The organism is Pseudomonas sp. zjy_15, from assembly GCF_043101865.1.
Taxonomy (GTDB): domain Bacteria; phylum Pseudomonadota; class Gammaproteobacteria; order Pseudomonadales; family Pseudomonadaceae; genus Aquipseudomonas; species Aquipseudomonas putida_Y.
Window position 1 is genome coordinate 1 of sequence record NZ_JBICII010000037.1, and the last position, 12562, is coordinate 12562.

Annotated in this window: 9 protein-coding genes; 8 read left to right on the top strand and 1 reads right to left on the bottom strand. The window is 60.0% G+C overall.

All coding sequences use genetic code 11. The features are described from left to right. Nucleotides 1–589 precede the first annotated feature (589 nt). From ACF8EF_RS07425 to ACF8EF_RS07450, 6 genes are all read left to right on the top strand, one after another. Nucleotides 590–1285, top strand: a complete 696-nt coding sequence (locus tag ACF8EF_RS07425) for a 3-oxoacid CoA-transferase subunit A (protein ID WP_103469815.1) — start codon at nt 590–592, stop codon at nt 1283–1285. A gap of 8 nt (nt 1286–1293) precedes the next feature. Continuing rightward, nucleotides 1294–1935 (top strand): 3-oxoacid CoA-transferase subunit B, encoded by a 642-nt coding sequence (locus ACF8EF_RS07430; protein ID WP_176682313.1) that lies wholly within the window; start codon nt 1294–1296, stop codon nt 1933–1935. Between the two features lie 429 nt (nt 1936–2364). Further along, nucleotides 2365–3819, top strand: coding sequence for a TrkH family potassium uptake protein (locus ACF8EF_RS07435; protein ID WP_176682312.1), 1455 nt, complete (start codon nt 2365–2367; stop codon nt 3817–3819). A 104-nt stretch (nt 3820–3923) separates the two neighbouring features. Then, nucleotides 3924–4874 carry a TAXI family TRAP transporter solute-binding subunit gene (locus tag ACF8EF_RS07440; RefSeq protein ID WP_176682311.1) on the top strand — a complete coding sequence of 317 codons (951 nt, stop codon included), beginning with the start codon at nt 3924–3926 and terminating at the stop codon, nt 4872–4874. A 27-nt stretch (nt 4875–4901) separates the two neighbouring features. Continuing rightward, on the top strand, nt 4902–6929 hold the full coding sequence (locus tag ACF8EF_RS07445; RefSeq protein WP_176682310.1) for a TRAP transporter permease: 2028 nt from the start codon (nt 4902–4904) through the stop codon (nt 6927–6929). Continuing rightward, the gene (locus tag ACF8EF_RS07450) at nt 6926–7342 is read left to right on the top strand and encodes a DUF1850 domain-containing protein (protein ID WP_209967007.1); all 417 of its coding nucleotides are present in this window, start codon (nt 6926–6928) and stop codon (nt 7340–7342) included. Before ACF8EF_RS07445 ends, ACF8EF_RS07450 begins: the two co-directional genes overlap by 4 nt. 27 nt (nt 7343–7369) lie before the next feature. Here ACF8EF_RS07450 and ACF8EF_RS07455 read toward each other — a convergent pair whose 3' ends face one another. Further along, nucleotides 7370–9343 (bottom strand): choline BCCT transporter BetT, encoded by a 1974-nt coding sequence (locus tag ACF8EF_RS07455; protein ID WP_176682493.1) that lies wholly within the window; start codon nt 9341–9343, stop codon nt 7370–7372. Between the two features lie 303 nt (nt 9344–9646). On the opposite strand from ACF8EF_RS07455, the gene nhaA reads away from it, so the two are divergent. Further along, entirely contained in the window at nt 9647–11008 is a 1362-nt protein-coding gene (nhaA, locus tag ACF8EF_RS07460) for a Na+/H+ antiporter NhaA (RefSeq protein WP_176682308.1), read from the top strand. A gap of 138 nt (nt 11009–11146) precedes the next feature. Then, nucleotides 11147–12508, top strand: a complete 1362-nt coding sequence (locus ACF8EF_RS07465) for a chloride channel protein (protein ID WP_392529061.1) — start codon at nt 11147–11149, stop codon at nt 12506–12508. Nucleotides 12509–12562 lie beyond the last annotated feature (54 nt).

Below are 12562 nucleotides of genomic sequence, written 5' to 3' on the forward strand. Positions count from 1 at the left end.
CATCCGGCAATTGCCGGATAGCCTGAAGCCCGACACTTTGCAGTGACCTGCAAGAGCCACTGTCATGCTCCACAGCTCAGGCCTACCCATCTCAGAATCAAGCGGTTCTCATCTATATCTGTCCGGTAGTTGGAGCGCGCCATCACGTTGCGCGCCCGTACCCCAAGCCCGGCCAGCGACCCGCATCGCCCCAGGTAATTGAGGAAGGTGGCCGGCAGGTCACATTGCAGGTGGGTATTTCAGCCTGCATGGCCACAACAGCTTTACCGTGCGGCGCTTTACTCTGGCAGCGACGCCTTGTTCGCCATCATCGCTGACTTCGAACTGCCCCAGCAGCTTCTGCAACTTGCTCGGCCAGGTCGGTCAGGTGCTCCCACTACTCGGGTGCAGCAGCCTCCAGTACTGCTCGCAGATCGCACAACAGTTCGATAATCGCACAAATTCAGCCAAACCCTCTCTACTGTTGCCCTATCTTGCGGCACGCTATAGCGAAAGTCAGCAAGCCATATCAAGTGCTGACAGGCCCCATCGCTTCACGCGCTCCGGCCAGCCCGACAACCACAACTCCAGGAACAACCAGGAGCTCGCCTTGATCAATAAAACGTACGAGTCCATCGCCAGCGCGGTGGAAGGGATCACCGACGGTTCGACCATCATGGTCGGTGGCTTCGGCACGGCTGGCATGCCGTCCGAGCTGATCGATGGCCTCATTGCCACCGGTGCCCGCGACCTGACCATCATCAGCAACAACGCCGGCAACGGCGAGATCGGCCTGGCCGCCCTGCTCATGGCAGGCAGCGTGCGCAAGGTGGTCTGCTCGTTCCCGCGCCAGTCCGACTCCTACGTGTTCGACGAGCTGTACCGGGCCGGCAAGATCGAGCTGGAAGTGGTGCCGCAGGGCAACCTGGCCGAGCGTATCCGCGCCGCAGGCTCCGGCATTGGTGCGTTCTTCTCACCAACCGGCTACGGCACCCTGCTGGCCGAGGGCAAAGAAACCCGTGAGATCGACGGCCGCATGTACGTGCTGGAAATGCCGCTGCACGCCGACTTCGCACTGATCAAGGCGCACAAGGGTGACCGTTGGGGCAACCTGACCTACCGCAAGGCCGCCCGCAACTTCGGCCCGATCATGGCCATGGCCGCCAAGACCGCCATTGCCCAGGTCGACCAAGTCGTCGAACTTGGTGAACTGGACCCGGAACACATCATCACCCCGGGTATCTTCGTCCAGCGTGTGGTCGCCGTCACCGGTGCTGCCGTTTCTTCGATTGCCAAAGCTGTCTGAGGCCTGCCATGACCATCACCAAAAAGCTCTCCCGCACCGAGATGGCCCAACGCGTGGCCGCAGACATCCAGGAAGGCGCTTATGTAAACCTGGGCATCGGCGCACCGACCCTGGTGGCCAACTACCTGGGCGACAAGGAAGTGTTCCTGCACAGCGAGAACGGCCTGCTGGGCATGGGCCCAAGCCCTGCGCCGGGCGAGGAAGACGATGACCTGATCAACGCCGGCAAGCAGCACGTCACCCTGCTGACCGGTGGTGCTTTCTTCCACCATGCCGATTCGTTCTCGATGATGCGTGGCGGCCACCTGGACATCGCTGTACTGGGCGCCTTCCAGGTGTCGGTAAAGGGCGACCTGGCCAACTGGCACACCGGTGCCGAAGGTTCGATCCCGGCCGTAGGCGGCGCAATGGACCTGGCCACCGGCGCCCGCCAGGTATTCGTGATGATGGACCACCTGACCAAGACCGGCGAAAGCAAGCTGGTGCCCGAGTGCACCTACCCGCTGACCGGTATCGCTTGCGTCAGCCGCATCTACACCGACCTGGCCGTACTGGAAGTGACACCTGAAGGACTGAAAGTGATCGAGATCTGCGCGGACATCGATTTTGACGAGCTGCAGAAGCTCAGTGGTGTGTCGCTGATCAAGTGATCCAGGAAGCCTTAGGCTCTGTACGAAAAGTCTTGAGACGCAGGTCAGGCAAGGCGAAAACAGCCGAGGAACGGCCGGGGTCGCGCCCGACTGTACTGGAGTACATGAGCATTCCGAGGCTGTTTTCAACGCAGCATGAACAAGTATCAAGGCTTTTCGTACAGAGCCTAGGGCTTTCCATGCCCTCTGCGGCATTATCGATAGTGCCGCACAAGCGCCGCGAGCAGGGAGCACGCGGTGCTTGAGGCCGCCTTTCCAACCGCTTCGGAGCCGATAGACGAGAACTCTCGGAGAGGTCAACCCAATGAGCCATTGAGCAGGAGCCAGATAACGGCGTAAAAAATCCCAGCCCACGACTTTACGCCTTTTTTACTCGACATTACCGTAAAGCAGGCAATACTGCCGGCATTGTCCCAACGAGCTCCCTCAATGCCGCTTCCCGCATTGCGTTTCATCGCGTTCATTATTGGTGTATTCCTGATCACGTTGGCCGTCAGCATGGTGATTCCGATGCTGACGCTGCTGGTGTACGACCGCAGCGACGACCTCGGTGCATTCGTCTGGTCGAGCCTGATCGTTCTGTGTGCCGGCCTGCTCATGGTAGCCCGCGGCGTCCCCGACACACCGCAACTGCGGACCAGGGATATGTATCTGCTCACGACGGCAAGCTGGGTCATCGTGTGCGCATTCGCGGCGCTGCCAATGGTGTTCATTCGACACATCAGTTACACGGATGCGTTCTTCGAGACCATGTCGGGAATCACCACCACCGGCTCGACCGTGCTGACCGGCCTGGACAGTGCATCACCGGGGCTGCTGATATGGCGTTCCCTGCTGCACTGGCTGGGAGGCATTGGTTTTATCGGCATGGCCGTGGCGATCCTGCCACTGCTGCGCGTGGGCGGCATGCGCCTGTTCCAGACCGAGTCTTCGGATTGGTCTGACAAAGTGACGCCGCGTTCGCATGTGGCAGCCAAGATGATCCTGCTGGTCTACCTGGGCCTGACAGCATTGGGGACATGCGCGTTGTGGGCTGCCGGCATGACCCCGTTCGAAGCCATCAATCATTCGATGTCGCTGGTTTCAACCGGTGGTTTCTCTACCTCGGATGCCTCTCTGGGTCATTGGAGACAGCCTGCGGTGCATTGGGTAGCCGTGGTCATCATGATACTCGGCAGCCTGCCCTTCACGCTGTATGTCGCCACGCTGCGGGGCCATCGACGCATCCTGCTCAAGGACCATCAGGTTCGCGGTTTCATTGGCTTTCTCGCCTTCGTCTGGCTCACGGTCGGAACCTGGCTCTGCTGGCACAGCGATCTGGCCTGGTGGGATGCGTTTCGTATCGTTGCGGTCAATGTGACCTCGGTGGTGACCACCACGGGCGTTGCCGTGGGTGATTACACGCTCTGGGGCAGCTTCGCCATCATGCTGTTCTTTTACCTGACGTTCATCGGCGGGTGCTCGGGCTCTACCGCCGGCGGTTTGAAAATATTCCGTTTCCAGGTGGCCGCTGCCTTGCTTGTCAGCAGCCTGAAACAGTTGATCCATCCACGGGCAACGATCTCGAAGAAATACAATGGGCACCCCATCGATGAAGAGATCGTTCGCTCATTGCTGACGTTCTCGTTCTTCTTCTCCGTCACCATCGCGATCATCGCCCTTGGCCTCTCTCTGATAGGGCTCGACTGGATGACGGCGTTGAGTGGGGCTGCCACCGCCGTATGCAACGTCGGCCCAGGCCTGGGCACACTTATCGGTCCTGCAGGTAATTTCGCCTCCTTGCCGGACGCAGCGAAATGGTTACTGACCATCGGCATGCTGCTTGGACGGCTCGAAATCCTCACCGTACTGGTACTGGTCTCGCCAGTCTTCTGGCGATTCTAAGGCGGAGGTCATCCGGCCAATCAGCCATAAAATTGGGCAGGGACTGCATATTCGTTCTAGGTTTACTGGCGCAGGAATAACAACAACAAGCGGAGAACGACGCCATGAACCGAGCCCTTCGCCTGGCATTGGCCAGCACCTTGTTTACGGTCTGCGCGGCTGCCCAGGCCGCACCGACCTTCATCAACATCCTCACAGGCGGTACCAGTGGTGTCTATTACCCGGTAGGCGTAGGCATTTCACAGATCTACAGCCACGGCATCGAAGGCAGCAAGACCACGGTGCAAGCCACCAAGGCCTCGGTAGAGAACCTCAACCTGTTGCAAGCCGGTCGAGGGGAGTTGGCATTCGCGCTGGGGGATTCGGTGTCAGATGCCTGGAAGGGCGATGCAGAGGCTGGATTCAAAACGCCCTTGAAGAAACTCCGCGCCATCGCCGGCACCTACCCGAACTACATCCAGATCGTCGCCAGCAAGGAGTCGGGGATCACCTCCCTGTCAGACCTCAAAGGCAAGCGTATCTCGGTTGGGGCACCCAAGTCCGGCACCGAGCTGAATGCCCGCGCCATCTTCAAAGCCGCAGGGCTTACCTACCAGGACATGGGAAAAGTTGAATACCTGCCCTATGCGGAGTCCGTCGAACTGATCAAGAACCGTCAGCTTGACGCCACGCTGCAATCCTCAGGGCTCGGTCAAGCAGCTATCCGGGACCTGGCCGCGACCTTGCCGGTAGTGTTCGTGCCTATCCCTGCCGACGTCGTGACCCGCATTGGCAACAACGCCTACCAACCCGCCACCATTCCTGCCAACACCTATGATGGTCAGAGTGCGGACGTATCAACGGCGGCCATCAACAACATCCTCGTCACCCGCGCCGATATCGGCGATGACCTGGCCTATCAGATGACCAAGCTGATATTCGAGAACCTTCCACGCCTGGTCACGGCCCACGCTGCAGCGAAAGATATCCAGGCAGAAAATGCCGCCAAGAACCTGCCCATTCCGCTGCATCCAGGAGCAGAGAGGTACTTCAAGGAGAAAAACCTGCTCCCCTGATGACATCCTCGAGCCATGGAGCAGCGTATGAATGATACCGCGCAAGGTCTTCACGCCAGCACCGATCGCTGGCCTGCCGCGCTTTTTGCCGTGGCGCTGGTCTTTTCGGTATTCCAGATCGCCACAGCGGCCTTCCCCCTGATTTCCACCCAAGTACTGCGTGCAATACACGTGGGGTTCCTGTTGCTGGTGGTGTACCTGAGCTATGCATGCGTTGGCCACCATCGGCCCTGGCAACCTCTTGCCTGGCTGCTGGGTCTTGCGGGAATGGCGACGGCCGCATACCAGTGGTACTTCGAAGGGGATCTGATTCAACGCTCCGGCGAACTGACCACCAGTGACCTGATCGTGGGTCTGTTGCTTATTGGTTTGGTCTTTGAAGCCGCGCGGCGCGTCATGGGCATAGCGTTGCCCATCATTTGCGCCCTGTTTCTGGCCTATGGGTTGCTTGGCCAACACTTGCCAGGCGAACTGGCGCATCGAGGCTACGGCCTCGATCAGATCGTCAATCAGTTGGCCTTCGGCACCGAGGGGCTGTATGGCACACCGACCTATGTCTCAGCCACCTACATTTACCTGTTCATCCTGTTCGGCGCATTTCTTGAGCAAGCGGGCATGATTCGTCTGTTCACAGATTTCGCCATGGGGCTGTTCGGCCATCGCAGCGGGGGGCCGGCCAAAGTGTCGGTGTTCTCCTCGGCACTGATGGGTACCATTACCGGCTCGGGGGTGGCCAACGTCGTCACCACCGGACAGTTCACCATTCCGCTGATGAAGCGCTTCGGCTACAAACCTGCATTTGCCGGTGGCGTCGAGGCGACCTCCAGCATGGGCAGCCAGCTGATGCCGCCGGTGATGGGCGCTGTGGCGTTCATCATGGCCGAGACGATCAACGTGCCCTACGCCGAGGTGGCGAAAGCCGCGCTCATCCCAGCGTTGCTGTACTTCGGCTCGGTCTACTGGATGGTCCACCTGGAGGCTCGGCGCAGCCATCTGCATGGTTTGCCGCGCGAACAGTGCCCGAGTGCCTGGGATGCGTTGCGACAACGCTGGTTCCTGCTCGTACCGCTGATGGTCTTGGTCGCGCTGTTGTTTTCCGGGCGAACACCTTTGTACTCGGGAATGGTCGGCCTGGCCCTGACCGCCATCGTCATCCTTGGCTCGGCCATCATCCTGCGCGCTCAAAAAACCTGGCTGCGCGCGGCTTTCTGGGTTGCACTCGGGATACTGTGTTCAGGTTTTTTCCGCATGGGGATCGGGGTGATCCTGATGGTCATTGCCGGCCTGGCCATTGCGTGCTGCTTCGTCCAGGGCGGCCGCGCCACCCTGCACGCATGCGTCATGGCCCTCGCGGAGGGTGCCCGTCATGCGGTACCGGTGGGTATTGCCTGTGCGCTGGTCGGTGTCATTATCGGCGTCATCTCGCTGACCGGCCTGGCCACCACCTTTGCCGGATACATTCTTGACCTGGGACGCGACAACCTGTTCCTTTCGCTGGTGTTGACCATGCTCACCTGCCTGGTACTGGGTATGGGCATTCCGACCATCCCCAACTACATCATCACCAGCTCCATTGCTGCCCCGGCCCTGTTGGAACTCGGGGTCCCGCTGATCGTCTCGCACATGTTCGTGTTCTATTTCGGCATCCTGGCCGACCTGACGCCGCCCGTGGCATTGGCGTGCTTTGCAGCTGCCCCGATTGCCAAGGAAAAAGGCCTGTTGATCAGTTTCTGGGCGGTGCGCATTGCCTTGGCCGGTTTCGTTGTACCCTTCATGGCAGTCTATGACCCGGCGTTGATGATGCAAGGTGAAGGCATGGGCAGCACGCTGTACATGGTGATCAAGGCGGCGTTCGCGGTTGCCCTTTGGGGGTGTGCGTCGATCGGGCATTTGCGTGCCCCCATGCCTTGGTGGGAGCGCCTGCTGGCGTTCACTGCTGGCGTGTCATTGATACTCGCCCTGCCCATCAGCGATGAGGTCGGTTTTGTTTTGGGTGCGGCAGTGCTGGGTTGGCACTACTGGCGAAGCCGACCGGCTTCTGGACACCCCGCATGATCAGCCTTTGCGTTGGGCTGGCCGGTGTGGTCTGGGTCAGCCTGCCACTGAACGAGTTTACCCTCGCGTGGCAGCACAGTATCGAAAAGGTCCGCTGGGAAGAGGATTATCAAGTGACCCCGGCTGGCCTGGTACTGGTAGAGGCACGGGTCAAAGGCAGCGGGGCCGGCATGGAGATTCCGGACGACGCTCAACTGCGCGACGGCACTTGGCACTATCGTCGTCATCTACCACCGCTGCAGCCCTTGCATGCCGGGCGAACGCCCGAGGCTGGCGACTATCAGGTCTGCACGACAACCGGGTGCCAGCCGCTGTCCCATTGGTTAGGACCGCCGAGCGAACGCATTGCTGCAGTAGACTTCTGGGCCTGCGAAAATCCGCCTTTGGACAGCAGGCGAACCGCCCTGCCCTGACTGCGCCAGGGCAGGACCGAATCCAGTTCAGCCCACCACGTGCAAGTATTGCAGGTGGCGTTCGTACTGATCCAGGATGTCACCAATCACATCGTCGCGGCTCCACCCCATGATGTCGTAGTCCTGGCCCCCTTCTCGCAGATGCACTTCCGCACGGAAATACTTGCGCGCATCGCCACCGTCTTCGGTGTCCTGCATGACGAAGCTTGGCGTATTGAAGGCCCGTGGCCGCACCTCGTAGAGGAAACGCCCTTCACCGGCATGGGAGAGCTCCAGGGATACCCGTCCATCATCGCGCTCATTCACGCTCACCTCGTAGCCTTGCTTACGCAACTCCTGGGCGACCTCTTCGCAGGCAGGCCTCACCACCTCGGCGATAAAGCGGGTGACATGAACCCGGCGCGGCATCAATGCAATATTGCGCAGCCTCCGCTGCCAGCCGCCGTGTGGGTGGCGGGTATGGCGTGGGCCTGGCAACGCTTGATTGCGCAACCCGCGGCGAGTCGCATCAAGACTCAGCGCCTTGAACAAGCCCCAAATCGCAACCAGCAAGATGACCGCGAACGGCAGAGCGCTCGCAATGGTCGCGGTCTGCAGCGCCTTGAGGCCGTTCGCCAGCAGCAACGCGATCGCGACCGCGCCGATGCAGATTGACCAGAAGATACGTTGCCACAGGGGTGAATGACCTTTTCCGGAGGAGGCGAGCATATCCACGACCAGCGCACCAGAGTCCGCCGAGGTCACAAAGAACACGACCACCATAAGCACCGCGACCAACGAAATGATGCTGGAGAACGGGAAATGCTCCAGGAAAGCGAACAAGGCGAGGGAACTGTCTTCACTGACCACAGTAGCCAGATCCTTTACACCATCGTTGAGGATCATATGGATTGCCGAGTCACCGAACACCGTCATCCACAGCAAGGTGAAACCCGCCGGTACGAACAATACGCCGCAGACGAATTCCCGGATGGTCCGCCCTCGCGAAATACGTGCGATGAACAAACCCACGAAGGGCGACCAGGACAACCACCAGCCCCAGTACAGCAAGGTCCAGCCACCGATCCAGTCGGTGGGCTCGTAAGCGTAGAGATTGAAGGTTTTATTGACGATATCCGAAAGGTAAGCGCCGGTATTCTGTACATAGGTCTGCAGCAGGAACACCGTAGGCCCAAGCAGCAGCACGAACAGCATCAGAATCACCGCCAGGCTCAGGTTGAGCTCGGACAGGATGCGAATACCTTTGTCCAGGCCGCTGGCCACTGAAAGCGTCGCCAATGCGCAGGTGGCGGTGATGAGGATGACTTGCACGGTAGTGTTTACCGGCAAACCGAACACATGATGAAACCCGCTGTTGATCTGCAATACCCCGTAACCCAGCGAGGTCGCCACACCGAACACCGTGCCGAGGATGGCAAAGACATCCACGGCATGGCCTATAGGGCCATAGATTCGCTCACCAATCAGCGGATAGAGTGCCGAACGCAAGGTTAACGGCAGGCCGTTGCGGAAGCTGAAGTAGGCCAGGATCAGCGCGACGATGGCATAGATCGCCCACGCATGCAGGCCCCAGTGGAAAAAGGTGATTTTCATGGCTTCCCGTGCCGCAGCGACGGTGCCAGGATCGCCCACGGGCGGTGTGGCGAAATGCATGACCGGTTCGGCCACGCCGAAGAACATGAGGCCAATCCCCATACCCGCCGAGAACAGCATGGCGAACCAACTGCTCTTGCGGTAATCCGGCTCACTGTGGTCAGGGCCTAGCTTGATGTCGCCATAGCGGCTGACAGCCAGAAACACCACACTGATCAACACCAGCGCTACAACAAGAATGTAGAACCAGCTGGCATTGGTGATGATCCATCGCTGGACTTGCTCGAACAGCGTCTGGGCGTGCTCCTGAAATGCCGTGGCGTACAGGACCAGCAGAAAGATAAGTATCGCACTGGTGTAGAAAACGGGTGGATTGAGGGTGCTCCTGGGTTTGGGGGCTGCAGTCATAGCGGCCGTTCTCCTTGCAAGGCGATGAGCACAGCGTGCCTGAGCACGACGACATTTACCAAGGCTAGCAGTTGGATAAATTCCCGTTTGCCAAGCCTCGTGTGCTCGGAAATAACCACAAACCCTAACGTCTGCAGGAAAAAATCTCAAACCGACATGCCTTTGGAGTGAATGGTTTGGCGCTTTTTGTTCATCTGAGAGTGGTTATTCGGTAGACTAGCGGACGGGTGCCAGCTGCACGGTGCAGTGAGGCAGGTTAAAGAACAGCGCAGGTCGGGCCGCCATGCGGGAGCACCTGCGCCTATGCATAAAAAAGAATTACCTCGCGCCCAAGACCTGGCCGAGCGAGCCTTCGCCAACCTTGAGCGCTTTTTGCACATTGAAGCGGTCAGCGGCATCGTTCTGTTGATTGCCGCAGTCGCTGCACTGATCTGGGCGAACTCCCCGGCTGCCGACAGTTATGAAGCCCTTTGGCATACGCCGTTGACATTCGGCGTGGGCTCGCATGTCTATTCGCAGTCCCTGCACTTCTGGATCAATGATGGCTTGATGACCATCTTTTTCCTGGTCGTGGGCATGGAGATCCGCCGCGAGATCCACGAGGGCGCACTGTCCAGCCTGCGCCAAGCCACGCTTCCCATGGCAGCCGCTGTCGGCGGCGTAGCGGTACCCGCACTCCTCTACCTGAGTTTTGGTCACGCGCCAGCAGACCAACAAGGTTGGGCAGTGCCAACGGCGACGGATATCGCCTTTGCGGTGGGCGTACTGGCACTGCTCGGCAAGTCGATCCCGTCCAATGTACGTGTGTTCCTCCTCGCCCTGGCAATCATCGATGACATCATCGCAGTCCTGATCATCGCGTTCTTCTATTCTGGCGGCCTTGATTACACCGGTTTCGGCGTTGCACTGATCGGCCTGCTCATGGTGATCGGGCTTCAGAAGATCGGTGTGGGTTCAGCCTTCGCCTATGTCATTCCTGGCGCGATCGTCTGGCTGGGCATCTTGTTGACCGGCGCCCACCCGACTCTCGCAGGTGTTGTGCTAGGCCTGATGACACCTGTCACCGCAATGCCCATGCGTGAGCGCCCGCTGGATGCCATTACCCGCTTCACCGGCGAATTGCTGGGGCGCGCCAAGGCGCCTGAGCAAGATGCCAGCGACCTCATTGATCCTTTGAAACGGCTGCGCCTGGCACAGCGCGAACTGCTGCCGCCGGTGGTGCGTATGCAAGGGACCCTGCACCCTTGGGTAGCCTACGGCATCATGCCCGTGTTTGCCTTGGCCAATGCCGGGGTAAGCCTTTCGGGTGTCGACCTGTCCGCTGAAGGCCCCCAGTGGGTCATGATCGCCGTCGCTGTCGCCCTGGTCGCAGGAAAGCCCTTGGGCATCGTCAGCGTTAGCTGGCTGATGGTCCGCCTGGGCTGGTGCGAGCTTCCCGCCGAGGTCAACTGGCGTAGCATCATGCTGGTCGGGCTGCTGGCCGGCATCGGTTTCACCATGTCGATCTTCATCGCCAACCTCGCTTTCGTCGACCCTGGCTCACTCGGGGCTGCGAAACTCGGTGTGCTATCCGCGTCATTGATCGCGGCCGTGCTGGGTTTGACCTGGGGGATGTGGAGCATGCGTAAGGCAGCACCTGCTACCAAAGCAAGTTCGGCCACCTAGCCACATTCTGGCACTGGCGATCCGTTGCATGTGAGCAAACGGATCGCCACGCCTGGCACGACTACAACCTGTGTCGGGTAGGCCTGCCTGGGAAAACACGCCATACTCACGGCTTTCCAAGTCAGCCATGTGTGGACCATGCCCGAACCTACCCGTCCTGCACCTTCACTCTCCCGCCGTTCACGCTGGCGAGAATGGCGTCAGCGACTGGCGTTCTGGATCGGGGCGTTGCTGGTGGGGCTGGTTGCGCTGGCATTCGCCTGGCTAGCCGACGCGGCGTTCGCTTCGTTCAAGCGTTTGCTGGAATGGGCACCCTGGTCACCTCTTCTAATCACTCCGCTTGGTTTCGCGCTCCTGGCTTATCTGACGCAACGGTGGTTTGAAAATGCCAAGGGTAGCGGCATTCCCCAAGTCATAGCCGCCCTGGAAGTGCCCTCTCGCCGGCTGCGCGCCCGATTACTCTCGCTCCCTGTGGCTGCAGTACGCATGAGCCTGACGTTGGGCGCCCTGCTGGTCGGCGGTTCGGTTGGCCGGGAAGGCCCGACCGTCCACATCGGCGCCGCTGTGCTCTATTCCTTTGGCCGACGTTTAGGCCTGCATGGCCGGCGCACCATCGCTGGCCTGGTGCTCGCCGGAGGCGCCGCGGGTATTGCGGCAGCCTTCAATACACCTTTAGCGGGGGTGGTCTTTGCCATTGAGGAGTTGAGCCGCACGTTCGAGCAACGTTTCAGCGGCCTGGTGCTCACTGCGGTGCTGATCGGTGGGGTCGTCACGCTGGGGCTGATGGGGCATTACGCCTATTTTGGAGAAATCAGCGGTCGAATGCCGGTGGGCTGGGGCTGGAGCGTCGTGCCTGCCTGTGCAGTCCTGGGCGGGCTGCTGGGTGGTTTTTACGCCAAGCTTGTGCTGCCCACCGACAAGGGCATACTCGGCCAGGTCTGTGCATTACGCGGACGCTATCCAGTGCGCTTTGCTGCCATCTGTGGCTTGTTGCTGGCCACGTTGGGGCTCGTCTCTGGCAATCATGTATTCGGCACCGGGTACGAAGAAACGCGAGCATTGCTGGAGGGGCAACCGATCACGGACGCAAGCTTTCTCCTCTGGAAGTTTCTGGCCAACGTCGCGTCCTATCTTTCCGGGATTCCTGGCGGGCTCTTTTCGCCTTCGCTGAGCATCGGCGCCGCCTTTGCGCCCCTGTTGAGCTTGCTGCCCGATGTTGATCCCCAGGCAGGCGCACTACTCGGCATGGGCGCATACCTGGCCGGTGTGACACGCTCGCCACTGACCGCCTCGGTCATCGTGCTTGAATTGACACACAGCCCGGACCTGGCCATTCCCATGTTGGCATCGACACTGATGGCGGCGGCCATCTCTGGATGGGTGTCTCCGGTCTCGCTTTACCATGCCTTGGCCAAGCAGATTACCGACAAGCTTCATGCTGCCGCGTCTTCTTCCACAGAGCCCGCCCCTAGCCAAGCAAGCGCTACTGAAAAACCTTGAGCAGCACCAAGCCTGCCCTGAGGGGGACAGGGCTCCCAACAGGGCGGAACTGTC